Here is a 22,850-nt window from a genome sequence, read left to right on the forward strand (position 1 = left end):
TAAGGATATTCACATGCAAATTTTGGCTCATCGAGGGGCCTGGCTCACATCCACAGAAAAAAACTCCCGCGGAGCGTTAGTGTATGCGCTTAAGTCAGGATGGGGAATTGAGACAGATATTCGTGACTTAGACGGAGAGCTGGTGATCAGCCATGATATGCCCCGACGAGGGGTATTGCCTCTGGAAACGTTATTTAAAGATTATGTGAATAATAGCTGTTCAGGCACACTGGCTTTAAATATGAAGGCTGATGGCCTGGCGAATGAATTGAAAGTTTTGCTGGCCCGGTATCAGATCACACGTTATTTCTGTTTTGATATGTCTGTGCCGGACTCTATGGACTATTTTTCAGCAAATATGATCACCGCTGCGCGTCTTAGTGAATATGAACCTGAAGGAGAACTGAGCCAGCGTGCGTCGGTTTTATGGGTGGATGGTTTTAGCTCTAATAAAGTCGAAATTGTTCTTATTAAAAGATGGCTGGCGTCAGGAAAGAGCGTGAGTTTTGTTTCACCAGAACTACATCAACGTGATCATGAATATTTTTGGCAAAGTCTGAGATCATTGCCTGAAGAATTGCTCAGTCACCCTAACATGATGTTGTGTACCGATTTCCCTGAGCAAGCAGAGGCATTATTAAAATGACACAGATTCGCGCCGTAGTGTTTGACATGGATGGGGTGCTAATTGATGCCAGGGATTGGCATTACCAGGCATTGAACCAGATTTTAGCGATGTTTGGGGTGGCGATTAACCATCAGGATCATCTGCTTGAATTTGATGGTTTACCGACTAAAGATAAACTGACTTTGCTGACAAAACGTTATGGGTTACCTGAGTCATTGCATCCTTTTATTAATGAGATGAAACAGCGTTATACCATGCAATTGATTCATCAACATTGCTGGCCAGTATTTGAACACCAACTCACGTTAGCCTGGCTTAGGCGTCAGGGTTATCAGGTGGCTGTTGCGTCTAATTCTATTCGCGACAGTATTGAAACAATGATGAGGAGAGCCCAGCTTTTACCCTATCTGAATTTTTTTCTGTCAAATGAAGATGTTACCTGCGGAAAGCCTGATCCGGAAATTTACAACAAAGCCTTTCAGATTTTAGGGATTACACCCGCGGAGTGTGTCATTGTCGAGGATAATCCACACGGTATTATGGCTGCGAAAGCTTCGGGGGCGCACGTTTTAAGCGTTAAAGAACCAAAAGATGTTACTCGAGATCTGGTACGTAACTTTATTAATCAATGTGAGTCTATAAGATAATGAAGCCTATTTTATTATGTATCAACACCGTCGCTATGAATAGCGAAGATATATTTTCTTCGATTATTAACTGCGTGTTTCAAACTGGAGTACACCATAAGAATATAGATAACATATGTTATCTACCATCAAATAATATGACACCGCTATGTCAGGCGCTGTATGCTGCAGCCGATATTCCAGACCATGTGCCTGTGCTGATAACAACGAGTGAACGCCTTCCGGGTTTCTTTCCTGCAGAGATATCATTGTCTGGATTAGTTGCAGGGGATGACGGGTGGCTTTTTTTTCATCGAGCCGATTTTTTTCGTCATTGCGCTATGAATGCTATTCGGGCTTATGACCCAACCAGCAATATAATAACCCTGACGGATTGCTGGAATCAGGCTTTGCTCTCTACAGAATATCATTTATAGCCACTGTTATATCGACTCTTTATCTAAATGACTAATGTACTAGCGTTATTATTTCCATTATCTGGAGGTGGTTATGCCACATTTCACTGATGAATTTCATTTGCTGTATGCATCTCAAGTCAGTTCTCTTATAGGTGAGTTATCTTTGTTTGGGGTAACAAAAAAGATTAAACGAGAAGAGATTATCAGGTTTTCTCAGCCGGGACGTTCCGTTGTATTATTAATATCTGGATTTTTTTCAATCTATCATATGCAGGACAATCTGTTTATAGCTTATCAGTCCCCGCAGTCCATTTTCGGTTTGTTGGGGTTAGTTACGGATGTTGACAGTATCTATCTGAAGGCTGAGACGGATGCAGAAATAGTTTTAGTTGATGTTGATGTTGTGCGTGAAAAAGTGGAGGAGAAAAAGTTGTGGAAAGCAGTAGCCATTAATCTTGTCCACATGCTCGCTTTAGCGATTCATCGTGATAGCAAGACGCTCAATAAGACCACCTATCAGCGTGTTTGCTTATCAATTTTAGAGTATGAAAAATTACCTTCAGAAATAAAAAAAAGAGTCGTGCTCAGCAAATATATTATTACGCGAACAACATTATCTCGTTCGTTGGTGATGAGTATATTAGCAAGACTAGCTAAAGAGGGACGCGTTATGATAAAACGTGGACGATTGCTTTATGTTGACTCTTGTTTAGCGAATTTAAGGGAGTGCAGACACTAATTTATTTGTCAGGTATGTAACGCAGTATCACCCTTCATTTTTCTCGTATGCACGAGGGAGGACGATGATGCAGACATCAAAGAACTCTCTTAAGAAAGGCTCTTCCAAAATTTTTCTCAGGTACACCCCAACAGTTGAGGGATGTTCTTACATCAACTGGAAATAATGAGCGTTTGATATGGCTATAGGCAACAAAAAGCAGCGAGTTTTGCAACTCGCTGCTTTAGGGGGGCTATGAACGAGTTTTGATGACTTGTTCATAAAATTTGATTGGTCGGCACGAGAGGATTAAGGAATGTGCATATGTTATTGATTTAAATGTAATTTTATAAATATATATTTGATTGTATGCCTATATCTATGCCTAAAATCAGACGCCATTTCTGTTGGAGCAACATCACAATTTCGAATATTTTTCGATCTAAACAGATCATGTCTTATTTTTTCGCTTTTCTTTTATAACCTATATCACCTGTACCATAAGTAGGTAATTAGTTAATAACTAAGAAATAATTCGTGGTACAGGTCGATTTTATAGCTGTTCCATACCTTCACCCTCTGTACCCCTCCATGTTATCCGCTGCACACTTTTCACCTTCTGAGATAAACCCATTCTAACGGTATGGTAATGTCATAATCGTACATTTTAAAATCAATCATCATTCACCAGCATCACCAGGATAAAAAAGATGATCAGCCCCGTACGCCAGAACATATTCGAACGGGCAGCCAGTACCCCCGCGCTCAGTATGCGCGAACTGGCCCTGTTGCTGTGCGGCCTCGATCTACGCCTGCAAACCGCAGCAATACCGGAGAATAAGCGGGAATACTATGATATCTGGCTTTACCAGATATCCCGGCAGATAAAAGCCGCTGGATTACAACCTCAGGGCAAAAACAAACAGCTCTACCCGGCAGACGAAATGTTTGCGCTGGCGCACCTGATGACTGATGAAACTATCACCCCAGAGCCGATCCGGACGCGTTGCCTCCAGGCTGTCAGCACCATTGCCAACCAGAATCTGGCCAGGAGCTGGTTAATGCGCCTGGGCGGTCCACCGCTGCTGGAACTGGGCCTGACGCTGCGCCGCAATCAGCGTGGGCAATACCGTAAAACAACGGAAAGAGAAAATACTGACAGGCTGCTCTTTCTGTTGATCATGCTGTTGGTCAAAAACTCGCAGGGGGTGTATGGCACACCGGAATCCCCCCATCTGGCTGACATCTGGCGAGATATCCAGACACTGGCAGAGCGCGAAGGACTTCCGGCTGAGGGACTATCACGATCGACTATTTATAGTAAGTTAAAGTCAGCTCTGACTATCCCCCGGCGCTCCCGCGATTAATTCCTCTCCGTCTGGCCTTCCATAGTAGTCCGGGAACGTCTCAGGACGTATTCGGCCTCGTTCTTTACTCAACCATTCAATTCAGTGAACCTGCTAGTTTATTATTCTAAAACAGTCAGATAAAGCAAATTTGGATGCTCTCAATTCTCGCGAGCAAGAAGAGCACTACTCACCGGACAGGGGATTCTTTCACTGGACGGCCACACCTTTCACTGTATTTTTTCTGACCTGTAGACGCCCTGTAACCTGCTGAATAGTATCAACCTTGCCACCTCACCCCAGTACAGGAGCGATCATGATCACATCACAACCACCCACTTCCCTGGATTTTCCGCTCTCCGGCAACGTGCGCATCCGTCAGGTAGCGCTGTTCCTGGCAATGAGCGAATCTACGGTTCACCGCCGGGTGAAAGATCCCGGTTTCCCGCAACCAGTCCGCCTTTCATCACGCCTGGTGGTATTTGATGCCGCCGAAGTTCGCCGCTGGCAGGAACGGTCAAAAACAGGTTAACCGCCGCTCAGGGATGAGCGCTATCGTGAGTAGAAAAGCATCATGAAACGCGCACCGAATGTAAAAAAGCTCCCGGAAGATAAATATACGGAGGCCATCATCTTCGCCGGAGATGAAGCCTGGAATGCGGCGAAGCGCTACATGCAGGACCCGGAAGCGGACGATCCTGTCCCGCCAATAGTGCTCGACCTGGACCAGTTAGAACATCTCAGCGAACTGGACATCATCGACGAAAACCGTCACCGGGTACGGATTCACCAGGCCGGGCGCATTGCACAACTGGCCCTGACACAGATCGCCCACAAGCTGGCGCTGGCAAATGTGCAATACGCCGTGCTGTATGATTTGAAGGGCAATTTGCTGGAAGACTGGACATCTCAGCTTGCCCGCCTGAAAAGCGACGCCGCCGAACTGTTGGCCTCTCAGCAAGCGTTAAGCGATGGTACGCCGTTAGCGGAAGCCGATCTCCAGCGCCTTGAAGCGCTTAATAACGAATATACCCATGTACTGCTTTCCGGCGAGCATTACGTGGTCAGTGTGAAGCCTCATGCCGTCACCGGGCGAACGCACACCTTCCAGACACTGCGTGCATTTCGCAATAACTTTCTGGCCGACAAACCAATTGCCGGAAAACCACCAGGCAATGCGTGGCTGCAATGGCCGGGACATACCAGTAAAGCAGGTGGCATTGGCTTTTACCCACAGCCTGCGCTTTGTCCACCGGATATCTGTAACCTGTTTACGGGGTTCATTACAGAGCCGTTGCCGGGTGATATATCGCCCTTCCTTTATCATGTAGAACAGGTGATCTGCGCCGGAGATAAGGTGGTGTCTGATTATCTTCTGCAATGGATGGCACACCTTATCCAGCGCCCAGAGGAAAAACCCTCCGTAGCTATCGTGATGAAATCGGTGGAAGGCACCGGAAAAAACACCCTGGTGCGTCCTCTGCTGCAAATACTCGGCCCGTATGCCGCGCAGATTAACGGTATCCGGCACCTGACCGGGCGTTTTAACAGTACGCTGGCAAACAAGCTGCTGGTATTTGTCGACGAAGCCGAAATGACGGAAGCCGGATGTGCGGACAGGCTGAAAGCCATCATCAGTGAGCCGGTCTTTCACCTGGAACGTAAAGGGATGGAGCCGGAGCCTGTCCCCAGCTGCGCGCGGATGATCTTCGCCAGTAATCACGAGCAGGTCATCCGGGCAGGGCTGTATGAACGCCGTTTTCTGGTGCTGGAACCCGACGCTCGCCGCATCAGGGATAAAGATTATTTTGATCGGCTATATCGCTGGTTGGCGGAAGATGGTGCTTCTTACTTGCTTCACTGGCTACAACATCTGGACCTGACAGGCTTCGATCCTCGTCGCGCTCCTGTGACTCAAGCTCTGAGAGAAGAGAAGATCGCCAGCCTGCCGCTAGTACATCAGTTTATGCTGGCTGAGCTTGAAACATCACGGCCATTCAGCGGCATGGCACGCCTGACGGCTACCGAACTGGTGGAAAGGTTTTTGCTCTGGTGTACAACGCATCATCTTTCTCTGTCTCCCGCTGCCGCCAGGGCAATGAGCGGTAAGCTGATGCAACGATTAGGCGTCCCGGTACAAGGGCGATCAGGCAGGGGGATTGGGAAATATTATGAACTGCCGGAAGGGGACGTGTTGCGTCAGCGGTTTGCTGCAATGTTAGGGGAAACGGCAGACGCAATGTTTGGTTGACATTTAAACTAAGCGTTGAAGCTGATACTTTTGTGGCTCATGACATGAAGCGGGCATCTATTAATAGACAAATATCCGATAGAGTTTGTGCAATAAGCCCAATTAGTATATTAAAAAATCAATGGTATTGTGCTAAGATTCACTGTTATCTATTGTTTTTTCGAGATATATTCCTAACAGCTACAGTTAGATTGGGCATGATAGTTCATCCTGAAAATTACTGTATTATGATACAGTCAAGGCATGTTACATGCATCAAATTTTTAACAAAAAAATGGAACGTAAATATGTTTGAGAAAGATGTCGATATATCCATCCCTTTATTATGGGGAGAACAACACTTTACTAAAAAAGAATGGAGTTATATAAACTATATTGTTGGTCCTAATGGAACCGGGAAAACCCTTCTTGCTGAACAACTGAAAAACCAATTCAATAATGGCGGTTTTAAGGCGAGGTATTTAAGTGCAGAAAGACTTGTTGGATTGGAAAAAAAACATGAAGGTAGATATGGCGGGGCCAGTTTATCCAAAGGATTTGATATATCGTATTTTGAAGACTATAAGCATCGGGCTGAAAGCCATGGTCTCTCATCTTCTGGAATTATTATTTTAAAAGAAAGACTTGACATTAGAATAAAAATAGAAGCCTTGCTTTCAGATATATTTGGAAAAACTATAAGATTAGCAGAGCAAGGGGGGTTCCTTAAACCGATGATGCAAAACAAAGCATCAGGAAATGAGTATGGTTTAAGCGATGGCGAATGTCACGGTCTAAAAGAATTAATTACATTACTTACATTTTTATATGATCCGACAAAAAACTGCATTATTTTTGATGAACCTGAACTGCATTTACACCCACAGTATCAATCATTTTTTCTAGAGGAAATCCGTAAAATTGCGGGTAACCCATTGGAAGATTCTAATAAGAAAATTATTTTTCTAATAACTCATTCCCCTTACTTCATAGATATAAAATCATTAGATGATTTAAAGAGCATACTTGTGTGTGGTCCAGGGAAAGTTCCGACATATATTTCTGATCTTGATCAAAATGATAAATATATTCTAAATCGTTTTTTACCGCGGTTTAACACTCACCATAAGCAATTCTTCTTTTCGCCTAATCCTGTTTTTGTAGAGGGTTATACAGACCAGCAGATCATATCTATTCTTTTTGAAAAACTTGGAGTAAATGTCGGTGCATCAGGATCATGTATAATTGATGTAGGAGGTAAAGATGAACTTGGTGTCTTCTATCGATTATGCAAAGTGCTCAAGGTTAATTGTAGAATTATCGCTGACTTAGATGCACTTTTTAGAGGAAGATTGAGAAGTGTCATTTGCGAAGATTCTAGATCTAATTCATATATTCAGGAGAATGGGATTGGTGAAAATCTTTCAACGGAAATTGGTGAACTAGAAAATAAGTTATCCTCACTTTATGAACTTATAATTAATAATGACTTTGATAACCAAAAAGTGAATTTATTGAAACAGAGGTTGGAAAGTTTTAATGGTGATGAAGTACATAAAAAGAGAGTTGCAATGCTTCTGGGGATAATAAACATCAAGGATGAACTAATAGAATCTTTCAGTAACAAAGATAATGTTAACTTTAACGTTAATTTTATAATGGGACGTCTGGACAAATTATTATGCGCGTTCAAATCGGCGAATACATTTGTGTTTCCCAGAGGGGAGATTGAACATTATTATACGCAATCAGATGTTGATTACTTAAATATCAACAACAAAGATACTTGGTTTCATGCTGAGCGAGAATATCTTCTTGGTTGTCAGGGTATTGAGAATATTAAGGATGAGTATAATGACCTATTGGAAATAATCAATCAAGCTGTTCCAATCGTAGATTTAGAGATACGAAAACATATCAGATTTGAAATTTTTGAGTGGATACACAGAGTCCAGACAGGGATTGCTAAGTCAGAAATAAAAAATGAAGATGATCTAAAGAGAAGTGCGAAGATAGATTATAACCTTTATCAGCAAATATTAAAGTTGGAAAAGTTGAAAGTAAATGAAGACCTAACATTTGAATGTGTTATTTCCATTGATAGAACTTTCATTGATGAAGAAATTGAAATTGCGTTTGATCAAGAGACAAATGTACACTCGTTTGATATGTAGATTAAACATGCTTCGATTTCCTCTGGACGCAGTGATACTGCGTCCGGTTTATTTTATGATGAACCATGAAATAAAAATGAGAGCATTCATGACTTTAATTAATGAATCGAAAAATTATCCAAGCTAAGGGCTTATTATAGCGTTTCAAATATCATTGAAATTCTATATACCTCGCGCCATAAAAATTTCTCCGATATTTTTCATCAACTGCTGCAAGTTTATAGTAGAAATTTCTTAAATTGGGAATAAGTAGATGCCATTACAAGCATAATATGGCTCCTTATCAATCCACCTTGCATCACTTAGAGCAATTCGTTACAGTTATCCGGCAGTCCCGAAGGGATTGCCGGGCGTGGAAACCCGAAAACACCTACCTGGTGATAACTCTTGTTATCGCCCTGATCTGCCGTACCTCATGCATGGATCTTTTGGTGCATGTGATTCAATGGCAGCTCAGGTGAGGCAGCCTTCGGGCTGGCCGGATCTGGTAGGCCGGTATTTCCACCCTTGTCTGGGCTGCCACCAATGAGCGTGGAAACTCTGGTGGTGGTTAATTTCGCTACCAGGAGAACATGATTATGTTTTCTTCACTCGCTTCATTGACATCTCGCCTTGCGCATTACTGTTATACTCCCATCCCCTCCGACGACAACGACGAGTTGATTCAGATATTCAATATCAACCGCCAGCACTGCGGTACTCTGCATCAGGAATGTCTCGAACGCTGGTTAAACCATGCAGAAAGCTGGCGAGAACGCTTCCCCGAAAAGCCACTTTCTCCCCACGATAACGCCTCTCTCCGTCTTGCCCTCGAAATCCTTAGCAGCCATGCCCTCAATCAGTCAGAAGTCCTCAGCACACTGACCGAAGGGGATTTTTATTCTCCCGGCGGGTTACGTCATATCCGTCAGCTCCTAGCTTCTGTGGTGTACGGATTTGCTTTCCGGCTAGCCGAAATCCGTATCGCCAGCGCGTACCAGGAAACGGGGGGTAGTCTTTTTATGCTGACTGAATCGTTGCGCCAGCTTGCGGACAGCATCCTTGCCGACCATCGACATCTCCGCCCCGTGGAACGCTGTCGGCTGGACAGTGTGGCGATGTCACTCACCGTAATACAGATCCGCCTGGATGAATGGCTTCGGCAGCCGGATAAACTTCTGCGGGATGAGTCGGTGATAAACGAACTCTGTGCCGTCAGTAATGCCATGAAATCGCTGCTGCTGGATATCGCCAGAATGCGCAGTGGTTGCTGGCAGCAATAAGGAGAACATCATGAATCTTACACCGGATAAACCTACAGCCAGAGATCTCCTGGACCGCTGCCGTATCCTGACGCATTCCATGCTTGAGATCGATGAGCATGGCCCCAACTATGTCCTGCTCCTGATCCTCGCCGATCAGCTTCATTTGCTCTACGAAGCGTTTAAAGAAGCCGAGGAACTGGAAATGCGGCGTGAAAAGCTGCCGGAATAATGACAGAAAGAGTAAGTACTGCCAGTTAAGGTGAACAAAGCGGTAAGTTCACCTTAGCTGTATTGAAGGCAAAGGGAATGGCATTAAGGGGGAACGGCCCTGCCCGAAAAGGCCAAAAGGCCGCCTGCGCCAGCAGCCTGGTGATAGTTAGCAAGAACTTCTGGCGAAAACAGTATCAGTCCCCAAAGGGCATAATGCATCATGTTATCGCATGAAAGATAAAACCATTAATTATCAAGTAATTAAATAATATTATTGCTTGATCATTGCACTCAGAATGCTATGTTTACAGCAACTGACGCAGTCCTGGGACTGCAAAAAGAGCCCTAAGGCGATACATGCAAAAAGGGCAGTTGCCGAAAGCAACGATCGCACGCACCTGAAGTTTTTCAAGTATGTCTGCGCCAAAACGGTGACAGATCCCAGCAACAATAATCTGCTAGTCCTGCGCCCAAAACGCTGGAATTCGCCCGACAAACGCCAGTGTATCTGGCCGGGGCGTCACTTTGGATGCGCCTGATGCACAAAGTGACGCCGGCTCACTCCGCTGCGCCAGCCCCGAAATTTCAGGCACGCCGCTCTATTTTTACCTGCTGAAGACGGCCAGTACGTGCGTCAATCGTTACAAAAAGGAGGAATGAACAGTACCGGAGGCGGATCACGACGATCCGGGGGCATCCCTGCTGACGCAGGCGGCCTGCACATCGTGCAGCACCGTACCCCGCCATACCTCAACTTTCGCCTTCCGGCGCACCGGTATTGTTCAGCATGGCGCAGTTTTCTGCGCCGTACATTCACCACGCGCCGGAAAAATGGAGTAAGCCTGTCACTGCGGGGGGAGGTCTGCATGTCACGTCTGGCGCAGGATATGAAAAAACTGGCGCACCGTGCGGGTGGTAGCCATAAAACGGTCCATGACCGCGAACAGATGGCGCAGCGTTTTGCACATCATTTGCTGGCGCAGAATATCCAGATAACCCGAACCGACCATATTAAGGCCAGGCACATCACAGGCTATATCAATGAACGACTGGCGCAGGGCATTTCCCCGCGTACCTTACAGAATGAGATGGCGATGTTGCGCTCTATTCTGACTGAAGCCGGGCGTACACAGCTCAGCCAGTCAGAATTAATCAGCAACCAGTCGCTCGGTATCAGCGGTGCCTGCCGCGACGGAACACACCGGGCTATTCCGGATGCGTTTTACCAGCAGGTGCTGGAGCGGATACAGCAAACCGACGCTGGTCTCGCGGCCAGCCTGCAACTGGCAAGGGTGATGGGCCTGCGTGGTCAGGAGGCGGTACAGTGCTGCCAGTCACTGAAAACCTGGGATAAACAGCTGGAAAAAGGGGCTGAACGTCTGCCCGTAATTTTCGGCACCAAGGGCGGACGACCACGCATGACGCAGGTGACGGACCGGGAAGCGGTTCGTCAGGCGGTGAAAGAGGCACTGAATATTGCTGGGGAGCGTAACGGACATCTGATTGACAAGCCGGATCTGAAATCCGCGATGGACTACTGGCACAACCATCTCCGCGATGCCGGGCTGACAGGCGAATACGCCCCTCACTCTCTTCGCTATGCATGGGCGCAGGACGCGATCCGCTATTACGAGGAGCAGGGACTGAGCCATAAAGAGGCGCTGGCGGTGACATCAACGGATCTGGGCCACGGTGATGGGCGGGGGAGGTATATCGAGCAGGTGTACGGCCAGATGGATTAATAAGACCTGCATTGTGGCACAGGCTGGCGGCATAATGAGACAGGTCTTTAACCGACCTGTACCACCAATAACAACAATAAATACAGCTAATTAAGTTCAGGTGGTACAGCTGGTGCAGCTAAAACAGGTGTTTAGCATTTTTATTTTTCATCAAGACATGAAAGCCCGAATCGTCCCGTTGCCGCCCGATCCACATAGTTTCCCCACCAGACCATCATTTCACGTCGCTGCTCAAGGTAATTTGCCCGGTTGTAAGCTCGTCGAACTTCGTTGGTATCCATGTGCGCCAGCGCCGACTCAATGACATCCGGCGGGAAACCCGCTTCGTTCAGCGTAGTGGAGGCAATCGCCCGCATCCCATGCGCCACCAGCAATCCTTTAAACCCCATCCGTTTTAACGCCATATTCGCCGTCTGGCTGTTCATCGGCTTTTTCGGGTGTCCGAGAGCAGGGAAAATAAACTCGCCGTGCTGGCTGATGGGTTTCATGACTTCAAGCAGTCTCATGGCCTGTTCGCTGAGCGGAATGATGTGTTGACGCTGCATCTTCATGCGACCTTCCGGAATACGCCACTCTCGTGACTTCATATCCACTTCGTTCCAACGGGCACCGGATGCCTCGGCAGGGTGGCACATAGTAAGAAGTTGCCATTCAATCAGACAGCGCGTCTGTAACCGGATACTGGCGACAGACAGTGCGCGCATCAGTTCCGGTAACTGCTCAGGGGGGAGTGAAGGTCTGTGGTGTACCACCGGGCGGGGGAAAGCCCGGCCAACGCGGGCAACCGGATTAGCCACAATCAGGCCCGCATTCATGGCATAGTCCATCACTTCGTTAATCCGCTGCGTCATACGCTTTACGGTTTCCAGCTTACCGCCTGCACGACAAGGTTCCAATGCGGCAATAACCTGCTGTGCCGTGAGTTCATCAATGCCAATCTCCCCAATGTGGGGAAACACATAACGGTTTAACGAGTTCCAGATATCCTGCAGGGTATGGGGTTTCAGGCCCGCGGCTTTCTTCAGTTCATACCAGTTTGTGGCGACATTTTTAAAGGTATTCTCTCTGGTGCGGCGGGTTTTCTCCTGGCTGGCGCGCTGTTCTTCGAGTGGATCAATATATTTTGCCAGCAGACTTCTGGCATTTTCTCGCAGGACGCGAGCGTCATCCAGCGTCACGGCAGGATAAGAGCCAAAACTCATCATGGCTCGTTTCTGACTGTGCGGCTTGTAGTAGCGAAAACGCCATAGTTTTGAACCGGAAGAGGTGATTTGTAACTCAAGCCCACTGCCGTCATAAAGCACGGTGGCCTTATCAGCGGCCCTGGCATTTTTGACTTCAGTTGCGGTAAGCGGTCTGGTTTGTCTGGCCATTGTCATTCCTCCGCAAGCTATGATGCGTAGGCATAGAGAAAACCATAAGGATTAATCTATGCCTTGCTATATGCCTAAAACGGTGAATTTCAATGTACTCACATGGCTGGATATGAGCAATAAAAAAACAGCAGGTCATAATAACCTGCTGTTCTTATTGGGGAAATGCCACTTTATGATAATTCATAACTGACACTTTTTATGATTTTGGTCGGCACGAGAGGATTTGAACCTCCGACCCCCGACACCCCATGACGGTGCGCTACCAGGCTGCGCTACGTGCCGACGCTATGGCTGCTAATACTACTGCTTTCCACCACGAATGCAAGGGGAGACCTTGCTAACTGATTTATAATTAATCAGTTAGCAATAAATCGTTTCTCATCCGTCAATACCTGCAGCAGCAGGCTTAGCTGTGGTTTCTGATCTTTGATTTTCTCGCCGTGCAAATTATACGTCTGGTAATTACCGTTGCTGTTGAGCACCAGCGTCATCTCCGGTGTGGTAATCGCCAGCGTATTGCCGTCGGCTGCTGTTACCCAATAATGGCGGCGCGTGGCATTGAACAGATCCTGCCCCTGAGAATATTCGTTCGCAGGCGTACTGACGTGCAGCAGGCGTTGCATGAGCGTGGTCATCAGGTCGGTATGATCGGTCAGGCTATTAATACGCTGTGCGGGTGTACCAGGCCAGTGAATCACCAGCGGAACCTGTAGATGACCACGAGACCAGTCGAAGTTGTTCTCTTCCTGAGACAGCGGTACACCGCGACCCGCGGTAATGATGACAACCGTATTGTCCAGCTTACCTGATTCACGCAGGGCGCTAAGGATTCGGTTAATGTTCGCGTCTACGTCCTGAGCCGCGTTGGCGTACCGTTTAACAAAATTCTTCTGGTTGCTGTCGTCAATGTTGGTACCGTTAAAGGAGACCCATGAGAACCAGCGGTTATCTTCCTGCGCGTAGCGGCCCAGCCAGTTGATCCATTGGTTTGCCGTTTGTTCGTCAGATTGTGTTTGCACGCTCGGCATGGAGAAATCCGACAGTAGCGCCTGACGATAAAGCGGGCTGGTGAAGCCATCAGAAGAGAATAACCCCAACTGATAACCTTGTTGATTCAGCGCGGAGATCAGCGCAGCAGGCGTTCTGGTCGCCAAAATGCCATCCATATAGCTTGGCGAAACGCCATAAAACAGGCCAAAGATACCGTTATCCGAGGTGTTCCCTGAACTCATGTGGCGCGTGAAAGAGATATTCTGTCCGGCGAATTCAGCCAGTGCTGGCATCTGCTTTTCAAAGCGTGAGTAGTTCAGGCCGTCGACAGTGATCAGCAGGACATTCTGGCCGGTTCCCATATCACGATAACGTAGTTCGCTAAGTGGATACTGCACAGAAACAGCTTCCGGGTTTCCTTGCTCGATCAGACGGCGCTGATACTCTTGCGCGTCCAGCAGACCATGTTTTTCCAGAAACTTACGCGCTGTCATCGGATAGGAAAGTGGCAGGTTAGCGCGCTGCATGGTAATTGGGCGATAGAAGTTAGCATCTGCCCAGATATACACCACATGGGAGGCGATAAATGAAACGAAAAAGAATGCTGCTAACGGCTTAGCGAAATGACGGCGACGCGTCAGACTGCGCAGCTTCTGCCAGCTCCAGGTCGCAAACAGCATTTCTATTAGCAGAATTATCGGCACGCTGATAAACATCAGCTGCCAGTCGCGTGCAGCTTCGTTCTGGTCAGGGTTAATGACCAGTTCCCAGACAATGGGATTGAGGTGCAGGTGGAAACGAGTGAAAACTTCGCTGTCAATTAACAGCAACGTCATACCTACCGTTGCCAGGATGGCTGATAAGAATCGCATCAGCCTCTGGGACATGACGATAAACGTCAGGGGAAACAGTATCAGCAGGTAGGTGGCAAACACCAGGAAGCTAAAATGCCCGACAATGCTCAGGTAAGAATAGACACGACCTGCAAGCGTAGTCGGCCAGTCGGCGACAAACAGGTACCGACTACCGAGCACCATGGCCAACAGAATGTTGAACAGGGCAAACCAGTGTCCCCAGCTAACCATCTGGGAGACTTTCTCACGGTAGCGCTGACGATGAGTTAGCATAAACTGTTGTTCGTTTCCCCGGAGCAGGCTCTCAATGCGCTTGGTCGTCGTTTACCGAAGACTGTAATGCGCGGGCAAAAGAGTTTGCAATCGCCTGGCGCTGGGCCGGAGCGATGCTTGTATTGATAAGGTTAGTGACCATGTTTCCCAGCACCATCAGGGAAAGATCGGTCGGCGCCTTATGTTTTTCCAGTACGTTGAGCATCTCATTCAACAATTGTTCAACGTGTTCATCACTATAGCGGGAAATTTGTGGCATAAATCGAAATCAGTCTGTTCATGAAAGGGCAACATATTACCGTAGCGACAGTTTTTTTTCTGCTTTTTTATCTTCTATTGCGTCACTGCCCGGCAGGTGGTTGAATACCGCCCGGTCTTAAAGGAGAGTTTATCATGAGTCTGGATATCAACCAGATTGCCCTGCACCAGCTTATCAAGCGTGATGAGCAGAACCTTGAGCTGGTCTTGCGCGATTCATTACTGGAACCGACAGCGACCGTTGTCGAGATGATGGCTGAACTGCATCGGGTGTACAGCGCTAAGAACAAAGCGTATGGCCTCTTTAGCGAAGAGAGCGAACTGGCGCAAACCTTGCGTTTGCAGCGCCAGGGAGAAGAGGATTTTCTGGCGTTTAGTCGTGCTGCGACGGGGCGTTTGCGTGACGAACTGGCGAAATATCCGTTTGCCGACGGTGGGATCGTACTGTTCTGCCATTATCGCTATCTGGCGGTAGAGTACCTGCTGGTCGCAGTGCTGAACAATTTGAGCAGCATGCGCGTCAATGAAAACCTGGATATCAACCCGACGCACTATCTGGATATCAATCATGCAGACATCGTGGCACGCATTGATTTAACCGAGTGGGAGACTAATCCCGAGTCCACACGCTACCTGACTTTCCTGAAAGGTCGGGTAGGGCGTAAAGTTGCTGATTTCTTTATGGATTTTCTTGGTGCCAGCGAAGGGCTGAACGCCAAAGCGCAAAACCGAGGCTTACTGCAAGCTGTGGATGACTTTACCGCCGAAGCTCAACTGGACAAAGCCGAGCGCCAGAATGTGCGTCAGCAGGTTTACAGCTACTGTAACGAGCAGCTCCAGGCGGGTGAAGAGATTGAGCTGGAGTCACTGTCGAAAGAGCTTTCCGGCGTCAGTGAAGTCAGTTTCAGTGAGTTTACTGCTGACAAAGGGTATGAGCTGGAAGAGAGCTTCCCGGCGGATCGCAGTACACTGCGCCAGTTAACCAAGTTTGCCGGGAGCGGCGGTGGGTTGACGATTAACTTTGATGCCATGCTGTTGGGTGAGCGTATCTTCTGGGATCCGGCAACGGATACCTTAACCATCAAAGGTACTCCACCGAATCTGCGCGATCAGCTACAGCGTCGGACTTCGGGCGGAAAATAAGTGGATGCCGGGCTGTGATGTAAACATCTCCCCGGCCTGTGTCATCATCGTTCACAAGATGCCATAAAAAAACCCCGCCGAGGCGGGGTTTTTCTTCAACTTGTTGGCGATTACGCGCGAACGAAGTCGATGTGAGCCAGTTTTGGCTTGAACGGATGACGCTGTACTGCCTGAGCTTTAACTTTAACTTCTTTACCGTCAACAACGATGGTCAGAACTTCGCTGTAAAATTCAGCTTTAGCTTGCATGTTCATGATTGAATCGTGATCCAGTTCGATAGCAATCGGGGCTTCTGCGCCACCGTAGATGATTGCCGGGAACTTGTTAGCGGTACGCAGGCGGCGGCTCGCACCCTTACCCTGCTCTTTACGTACTTCTGCATTGATAGTAAACATTTAAATCTCTCTTAATTAAGTCCTGTTACAGGCGACCCAGCAACAGGTAAGTGATCTGCTTTGCGTATGCAAAAGCGGGCGAGATTCTATACTCAAACGGCTGGTACATCAATCAAAAGTACAATTAACCACGTAATTCATGTGCTCGCCGGAAGCGGCCTTCATAATCGAAGACCTTTTCTCGGACTTGCCAGTACTGACCTTTCATGCGTGCGACCACAAAATCGGGATACCGTAACAGGGCCTGTTGCGCAAGAATATCTGCGGCGGTTATCCAGCGTAATGGAATACCCGGTGTTCGGGTGTGAGGGCGAATAAATAGCTGCTCAAACGCAGTGCGTTGAGCGGGAGTGTGCAAGCGAAAGCGCTCGCTGACATCTGCGCCATCTTCATCGTAATAGGTGATTTTCAGCCATTCGCCTTTGTCATCCTGACCATTCTGTAGCACCATTCCGCTACAACGCAGGACCAGCGCATCTTTGAGCCTCAACGCCGCCTTTAGCATATCATCCGGGTCGACCAGGACGGTATCGCACTCACGACAGCGCCGGGCGGCGATGTCATTTTCAGCATTGCACTGCGGACAATTTTTAAAGCGGAAACGAAAATCGCACTGTTCACGATGGCCATCATCATCTTCAAACCAGCCCTGACAGCGTCGGCCAAAATGTTCAATCAGCGTGCCATCGGCGGTCATCTTTCCCCAGAAGGTGTTTGCAAACCCGCAGGCTGGACAGAAAACCTGTACCGGGACATTGTCGCTTTTCCCTTTCGGCGCGCCGACTTCCGGGGCGTACAAATCGTGTGGATTACCTGCGTAGTCGAGGATCAGACAATCGGTCTTGCCTGGTGCCAGTCGTAACCCGCGCCCGACAATCTGTTGGTAAAGACTAACTGACTCGGTAGGGCGCAGGATCGCAATGAGGTCGACGTGCGGGGCATCAAATCCGGTGGTTAATACCGCCACGTTGACCAGGTAGCGAAAGCGTTGTGCTTTAAAGTTTTCAATAAGTACGTCGCGCTCGCTTCCTGGTGTATCGCCAGTAATGAGAGCAGCATCGTCAGCAGGTAACAGCCCGAGAATCTCTTTAGCGTGCTCAACGGTGGCGGCGAAAATCATTACCCCTTTGCGCGTCTGGGCAAACTCAATAATCTGGCTGATGATATGCGGCGTTATTCGCTGCTGCTTTTTCAGCTCCCGGTTAAGGTCAGCTTCGCTAAACAAGCCATTACTCTGCGCCTGCAGGCGACTAAAGTCATACTGGACTACTGGCATATCAAGGCGTTCTGGTGGCGTCAGATAGCCATGTTTAATCATGTAGCGCAGCGGTAATTCGTAAATGCAGTCACGAAACAGCGCCTTTTCATCTCCGCGCACCATGCCATGATAATGAAAATGGTAAATCCAGCCTTTACCGAGACGAAAAGGTGTGGCGGTAAGACCGAGCAGGCGCAAGTGAGGGTTTACTTTGGTCAGGTGAGTAAGGATTTGCTGATACTGACTTTCTTCATCATCACCGATGCGATGGCACTCATCGACGATTAACAGGGAAAACTCAGCCTGAAACGCCTCAAGATTGCGTGCGACTGATTGCACGCTACCGAAAACCACTTTTCCATGACTCTCTTTACGCTTCAGACCCGCGGCAAAAATATCAGCTTCCAGCCCTAGTGCGCAGTACTTTGCGTGGTTTTGCGCGACCAGTTCTTTTACATGTGCCAGCACTAACACGCGCCCACGCGCCACGCGAGCCAGTTCGGCAATCACCAGACTTTTACCGGCTCCGGTTGGCAGGACGATTACCGCAGGTGTGCGGTGGTGGCGAAAGTGGTTGAGCGTGGCATCCACGGCTTCTTTTTGGTAGGGACGAAGTGTAAAAGTCATGGTCTCACTGTGATAAATGGTAACGATGAATAGTATGCCACGAATCTTTTTCCCTTGAGGGAAGTTGTTAGCTCGTTATACTGGGCGGAAAACGGCTCCACTTTTCGGGCATAACGCTCGATTTCCGTATTGTTACAGGCAAAATCACACTCATGCGACTTGATAAATTTATCGCTCAGCAACTCGGCGTCAGCCGCGCTATTGCCGGGCGTGAAATCCGTGGTAACCGTGTTACCGTTGATGGTGAAATCGTCAGAAATAGCGCGTTTAAACTGCTGCCAGAACATGACGTTGAATATGACGGCAATTCCCTGGTTCAACAAAATGGCCCGCGCTATTTTATGCTTAATAAACCTCAGGGCTATGTTTGCTCAACGGATGACCCGGATCATCCGACGGTGCTCTATTTCCTTGATGAGCCTGTTGCCTACAAACTGCATGCGGCTGGGCGTCTGGACATTGATACGACCGGGCTGGTACTGATGACCGATGATGGACAGTGGTCACATCGCATCACTTCTCCGCGTCACCATTGTGAGAAAACCTATCTGGTGACGCTGGAGTCGCCGGTGGCAGAAGATACCGCCGAACAGTTTACCCGGGGTGTTCAACTGCATAATGAGAAAGATCTCACTAAACCGGCGGTGCTGGAAGTCATTACGCCTACGCAGGTCCGTTTGACCATCAGTGAAGGGCGCTATCATCAGGTTAAACGTATGTTTGCTGCCGTGGGGAACCACGTTGTGGCGCTGCATCGTGAGCGAATCGGTGCCATCAAGCTTGATGACGATCTTGCGCCTGGTGAGTACCGTCCATTGACCGAAGAAGAAATTGCCAGCGTTAACTTAACCCCTCGTTAATTTCAGGAGCTAAATGTGACCACCCGGCAGAACTCTTCAATTGCCATTGTTTTTATCCTTGGCTTGTTGGCCATGTTGATGCCGTTGTCGATCGATATGTATCTTCCGGCTCTGCCGGTGATTTCAGCTCAGTTTGGCGTGCCTGCGGGCAGTGCGCAAATGACTCTCAGTACCTATATTCTGGGATTCGCGGTAGGGCAGCTGCTCTATGGCCCAATGGCAGACAGCATTGGGCGCAAGCCGGTGATTTTGGGGGGAACGCTGGTTTTCGCCGCGGCGGCCGTTGCTTGTGCGTTGGCGCAAACTATCGATCAATTGATCATTATGCGTTTCTTCCACGGCCTGGCGGCAGCGGCAGCGAGCGTGGTTATCAATGCTCTGATGCGCGATATTTATCCGAAAGAAGAATTTTCGCGCATGATGTCATTCGTCATGCTGGTCACGACAATTGCTCCGTTGATGGCCCCGATTGTGGGGGGCTGGGTGTTAGTATGGTTAAGCTGGCACTACATCTTTTGGATCCTGGCCGTAGCAGCAATTCTGGCCTCGGTGATGATTTTTACCCTTATCAAAGAGACTCTGCCCGTCGAGCGCCGTCAGCCTTTTCGCCTGCGCACGACAATGGGGAACTTCGCCTCGTTGTTTCGACACAAGCGGGTCTTGAGCTACATGCTGGCCAGTGGGTTTAGTTTTGCTGGGATGTTCTCATTCCTTAGCGCCGGACCCTTTGTCTACATTGAGATCAACCATGTTTCGCCACAGAATTTCGGCTATTACTTTGCGCTGAACATCGTCTTCCTGTTTGTGATGACAATTATCAACAGCCGATTTGTCCGTCGGGTTGGGGCATTAAATATGTTCCGCACCGGGCTATGGATCCAGTTCGTTATGGCAGGCTGGATGGTATTCAGCGCGTTGTTCGGGCTAGGGTTCTGGGCGCTGGTGGTTGGTGTTGCTGCGTTTGTCGGTTGCGTGTCGATGGTGTCATCAAACGCGATGGCAGTCATTCTGGATGAGTTCCCGCATATGGCAGGTACGGCGTCATCGCTGGCCGGGACTTTCCGCTTTGGCATTGGCGCTATTGTTGGTGCGCTGTTGTCACTGGCGACCTTTAATTCAGCCTGGCCGATGATCTGGTCGATAGCATTTTGTGCTACCAGTTCAATTCTTTTCTATCTCTATGCCAGCCGTGCAAAAAAAACGGTGATCTAATACACAACCTGGAGGCCACAAGGCCTTCAGAGTTGATGTACATCAACAGCAAATCTATCATTTCCCCAGCTTATGTTTATTTTATGTAAAATCAATTTATGTAAAAAGTCACACCATTGTAGTTAAAAAGGTTGAGTTAGATCGCAGAAACGAGTACATATAGCCCGCAAAGATGTCCGAATTGATAAATAAATTTAAATACCTGGCTAAGTAAGCCGCATACGGACTGGATGTAAACGTTTACTAACTCTCTAAAGACGTGATGTCAATGATGTGTTAATATTGGTGTAAAATAATTGTGAAGTAATTGTGCTTCCGGGGAATAAAAGTGACTACATTACAACTCTCAATCGTTCATCGTCTGCCGCAGTGCTATCGTTGGTCGGTGGGTTTCGCAGGTTCAAAGGTTGAACCGATTCCGCAAAACGGTCAGAGCACGGAGAACAGCCTGGTGGCGCTCAAATTGCTCAGTCCCGACGGTGACAGCGCGTGGTCGGTAATGCATAAACTCAGTCAGGCGCTCAGCGACATTGAGGTTCCTTGTTCCGTTCTGGAATGTGAAGGGGAACCGTGCCTGTTTGTAAATCGCCAGGATGAATTTGCCGCAACCTGCAGGCTGAAAAATTTCGGTGTGGCGATCGCGGAACCTTTTTCAAACAACAATCCATTTTGAGCGTCAGCTTAGCGCGAGCAGCTGACGCGTATATTCCTGTTGTGGTGCGTTAAATACGTGCTCGCATTGCCCCTGTTCCACGACCTCTCCCTGCCTTAGCACAATCACCTGATGGCACAACGCACGTACAACATGTAAATCGTGGCTGATGAAGATATAAGCCAGGCGATGCTTTTCCTGTAATAACTTCAGCAGCGTCAGGATTTGCGCCTGTACGGTTCTGTCGAGTGAGGATGTTGGCTCATCCAGAATGATAAGTGATGGTTTTAAAATTAAGGCTCTGGCAATTGCGATGCGTTGGCGTTGACCACCGGAAAATTCCGCAGGATAGCGATGTCGCGTTTCAGAATCCAGCCCCACTTCTGCCATGACCGCTTTCACTTGTGCTTCGCGTTGTTCTGCCGAAAGGGTTGGCTGGTGAACCCGCAATCCTTCTTCAATGATCTGTAAAACACTCAAACGCGGATTCAGTGAAGAATTTGGGTCCTGAAAGACAACCTGAATGCGATGGCGCACCGGCAACAGCTGACGACGATTTAACGTATGCAGCGCGTGACCATCAAATACAATACTCCCTTGTGATGCGATTAGCCTCAGTAGAGCCAGGCCAGTGGTGCTTTTGCCTGAGCCTGATTCACCTACCAGCCCTAACGTTTCCCCAGCTTTCAAAGAAAAGCTGACGTTATTAACCACCACATTATGGTCCACGACGCGTTTGAGGATGCCTTTACGAACGGGAAAACCGACACAGAGACGCTCAACTTCCAGCAAGGGAGATTGTCCGGCCGGTAACGGTACCGGCTCGCCGGAAGGTTCGCTGTTTAATAATTTTTGCGTGTAGGGATGGGAAGGGGATGAAAGCAGTATCCCGGCCTGATTTTGTTCAACACACTGACCGTTTTGCATAACTGCAACGGAATCTGCCAGTTTTTTCACAATGCTGAGATTATGGGTGATAAACAGCAGACCCATGTTCAATTCGCGCTGCAATTCCCGTAGCAGTTGCAGGATCTGTGCCTGCACGGACACATCCAGCGCGGTAGTGGGCTCATCGGCAATTAACAGCTCCGGACGTGTTAGTAGCGCCATCGCGATCATGACGCGCTGGCGTTCGCCGCCGGAAAGCTGGTGCGGATAGTCCGCCAGACGTTTTGCCGCCTGACGTATCCCTACGCGATCCAGACAATTCAGGATTTCTGCCCGTGCAGCCTCCCGACGCATTCCCCGGTGAAGTGACAGCACCTCATAGAGTTGTTTCTCCAGACTATGGAGCGGGTTCAGCGACACCATCGGCTCCTGAAAAATCATTGCGATTTTATTTCCCCGTACGCCGCGTAGCGTCTGCTCGTTAGCGTGGAGTAATGGTTCACCGTGAAAACGGATATCGCCGGAGAGGTATACCGCCGGAGGGGAGGGCAATAAACGTAAAATCGACAGCGCGGTGACGCTCTTACCCGAGCCAGATTCACCCACCAGTGCCAGGGTTTGACCTGCTTCAACACGCAACGAGACATTATTGACCACGGTACGCACGGTTTCCTGCTGGCGAAAACCAACCGACAAATTCTCAATGGCTAACAGAGGTTGTGTCATC

The 22,850-nt window shown here is 48.4% G+C and carries 21 protein-coding genes and 1 tRNA gene; 15 read left to right on the forward strand and 7 right to left on the reverse strand.

Going from position 1 to position 22,850, the window contains the following annotated elements; all coding sequences use genetic code 11:
• Window positions 1-13: 13 nt before the first annotated feature.
• From OGY01_RS03350 to OGY01_RS03400, 11 genes are all read left to right on the forward strand, one after another.
• The gene (locus OGY01_RS03350) at window positions 14-646 is read left to right on the forward strand and encodes a PI-PLC domain-containing protein (protein ID WP_200010134.1); all 633 of its coding nucleotides are present in this window, start codon (window positions 14-16) and stop codon (window positions 644-646) included.
• Window positions 643-1,275 (forward strand): HAD family hydrolase, encoded by a 633-nt coding sequence (locus tag OGY01_RS03355; RefSeq protein ID WP_225761184.1) that lies wholly within the window; start codon window positions 643-645, stop codon window positions 1,273-1,275. The genes OGY01_RS03350 and OGY01_RS03355 overlap by 4 nt, the downstream gene beginning before the upstream one ends.
• The gene (locus OGY01_RS03360) at window positions 1,275-1,691 is read left to right on the forward strand and encodes a hypothetical protein (RefSeq protein ID WP_136345346.1); all 417 of its coding nucleotides are present in this window, start codon (window positions 1,275-1,277) and stop codon (window positions 1,689-1,691) included. Before OGY01_RS03355 ends, OGY01_RS03360 begins: the two co-directional genes overlap by 1 nt.
• A 73-nt stretch (window positions 1,692-1,764) precedes the next feature.
• Window positions 1,765-2,412, forward strand: coding sequence for a helix-turn-helix domain-containing protein (locus OGY01_RS03365; protein ID WP_045445298.1), 648 nt, complete (start codon window positions 1,765-1,767; stop codon window positions 2,410-2,412).
• 689 nt (window positions 2,413-3,101) lie between these two features.
• Entirely contained in the window at window positions 3,102-3,758 is a 657-nt protein-coding gene (locus tag OGY01_RS03370) for a hypothetical protein (protein ID WP_286492415.1), read from the forward strand.
• Between the two features lie 295 nt (window positions 3,759-4,053).
• Window positions 4,054-4,269: a helix-turn-helix transcriptional regulator gene (locus tag OGY01_RS03375; protein WP_006683740.1), complete on the forward strand. Its 216-nt coding sequence runs from the start codon at window positions 4,054-4,056 to the stop codon at window positions 4,267-4,269.
• Between the two features lie 42 nt (window positions 4,270-4,311).
• A complete protein-coding gene (locus OGY01_RS03380) occupies window positions 4,312-5,988 on the forward strand; it encodes a DUF5906 domain-containing protein (protein WP_286492417.1) in 1,677 nt (558 codons plus the stop codon).
• 287 nt (window positions 5,989-6,275) lie between these two features.
• A complete protein-coding gene (locus OGY01_RS03385; protein ID WP_286492419.1) occupies window positions 6,276-8,141 on the forward strand; it encodes an ATP-dependent nuclease in 1,866 nt (621 codons plus the stop codon).
• Window positions 8,142-8,719: 578 nt separating this feature from the next.
• On the forward strand, window positions 8,720-9,403 hold the full coding sequence (locus tag OGY01_RS03390) for a hypothetical protein (protein ID WP_286492420.1): 684 nt from the start codon (window positions 8,720-8,722) through the stop codon (window positions 9,401-9,403).
• A gap of 10 nt (window positions 9,404-9,413) precedes the next feature.
• On the forward strand, window positions 9,414-9,614 hold the full coding sequence (locus OGY01_RS03395) for a hypothetical protein (RefSeq protein ID WP_004900171.1): 201 nt from the start codon (window positions 9,414-9,416) through the stop codon (window positions 9,612-9,614).
• An 847-nt stretch (window positions 9,615-10,461) separates the two neighbouring features.
• Window positions 10,462-11,337, forward strand: coding sequence for an integrase domain-containing protein (locus OGY01_RS03400; RefSeq protein ID WP_286492814.1), 876 nt, complete (start codon window positions 10,462-10,464; stop codon window positions 11,335-11,337).
• A 140-nt stretch (window positions 11,338-11,477) separates the two neighbouring features.
• On the opposite strand, the gene OGY01_RS03405 is transcribed toward OGY01_RS03400, so the two are convergent.
• From OGY01_RS03405 to OGY01_RS03420, 4 genes are all read right to left on the reverse strand, one after another.
• The gene (locus OGY01_RS03405) at window positions 11,478-12,710 is read right to left on the reverse strand and encodes an integrase domain-containing protein (RefSeq protein ID WP_286492421.1); all 1,233 of its coding nucleotides are present in this window, start codon (window positions 12,708-12,710) and stop codon (window positions 11,478-11,480) included.
• A 208-nt stretch (window positions 12,711-12,918) separates the two neighbouring features.
• Window positions 12,919-12,995, reverse strand: a tRNA-Pro gene (locus OGY01_RS03410).
• A gap of 74 nt (window positions 12,996-13,069) precedes the next feature.
• Window positions 13,070-14,830 (reverse strand): LPS biosynthesis-modulating metalloenzyme YejM, encoded by a 1,761-nt coding sequence (gene yejM / locus OGY01_RS03415; protein ID WP_045445137.1) that lies wholly within the window; start codon window positions 14,828-14,830, stop codon window positions 13,070-13,072.
• Window positions 14,831-14,861: 31 nt separating this feature from the next.
• Window positions 14,862-15,089: a YejL family protein gene (locus tag OGY01_RS03420; RefSeq protein WP_003027506.1), complete on the reverse strand. Its 228-nt coding sequence runs from the start codon at window positions 15,087-15,089 to the stop codon at window positions 14,862-14,864.
• A 134-nt stretch (window positions 15,090-15,223) separates the two neighbouring features.
• Here OGY01_RS03420 and yejK point away from each other — a divergent pair, with 134 nt between their 5' ends.
• On the forward strand, window positions 15,224-16,231 hold the full coding sequence (gene yejK, locus OGY01_RS03425) for a nucleoid-associated protein YejK (RefSeq protein WP_005129293.1): 1,008 nt from the start codon (window positions 15,224-15,226) through the stop codon (window positions 16,229-16,231).
• 110 nt (window positions 16,232-16,341) lie between these two features.
• Here the strand turns inward: yejK and rplY are convergent, their stop codons facing one another.
• Both rplY and radD read right to left on the reverse strand, forming a co-directional pair.
• A complete protein-coding gene (gene rplY / locus OGY01_RS03430) occupies window positions 16,342-16,626 on the reverse strand; it encodes a 50S ribosomal protein L25 (RefSeq protein ID WP_045445132.1) in 285 nt (94 codons plus the stop codon).
• Between the two features lie 124 nt (window positions 16,627-16,750).
• The gene (gene radD / locus OGY01_RS03435; RefSeq protein WP_045445129.1) at window positions 16,751-18,511 is read right to left on the reverse strand and encodes a DNA repair helicase RadD; all 1,761 of its coding nucleotides are present in this window, start codon (window positions 18,509-18,511) and stop codon (window positions 16,751-16,753) included.
• A 152-nt stretch (window positions 18,512-18,663) separates the two neighbouring features.
• Between radD and rsuA the strand changes: the two genes are divergently transcribed.
• From rsuA to OGY01_RS03450, 3 genes are all read left to right on the forward strand, one after another.
• Complete coding sequence (gene rsuA, locus OGY01_RS03440) at window positions 18,664-19,371, forward strand: 16S rRNA pseudouridine(516) synthase RsuA (protein WP_045445126.1); 708 nt, start codon at window positions 18,664-18,666, stop codon at window positions 19,369-19,371.
• A 15-nt stretch (window positions 19,372-19,386) separates the two neighbouring features.
• Window positions 19,387-20,583, forward strand: coding sequence for a Bcr/CflA family multidrug efflux MFS transporter (locus tag OGY01_RS03445; RefSeq protein WP_045445122.1), 1,197 nt, complete (start codon window positions 19,387-19,389; stop codon window positions 20,581-20,583).
• Between the two features lie 328 nt (window positions 20,584-20,911).
• On the forward strand, window positions 20,912-21,256 hold the full coding sequence (locus OGY01_RS03450) for a YejG family protein (protein ID WP_045445119.1): 345 nt from the start codon (window positions 20,912-20,914) through the stop codon (window positions 21,254-21,256).
• A 3-nt stretch (window positions 21,257-21,259) separates the two neighbouring features.
• Here OGY01_RS03450 and yejF read toward each other — a convergent pair whose 3' ends face one another.
• Window positions 21,260-22,849: a microcin C ABC transporter ATP-binding protein YejF gene (gene yejF, locus OGY01_RS03455; protein WP_286492423.1), complete on the reverse strand. Its 1,590-nt coding sequence runs from the start codon at window positions 22,847-22,849 to the stop codon at window positions 21,260-21,262.
• Window position 22,850: the final 1 nt, after the last annotated feature.

The sequence above is a fragment of the Citrobacter sp. Cm038 genome (assembly GCF_030333105.1).
Classification (GTDB): Bacteria; Pseudomonadota; Gammaproteobacteria; order Enterobacterales; family Enterobacteriaceae; genus Citrobacter; species Citrobacter murliniae.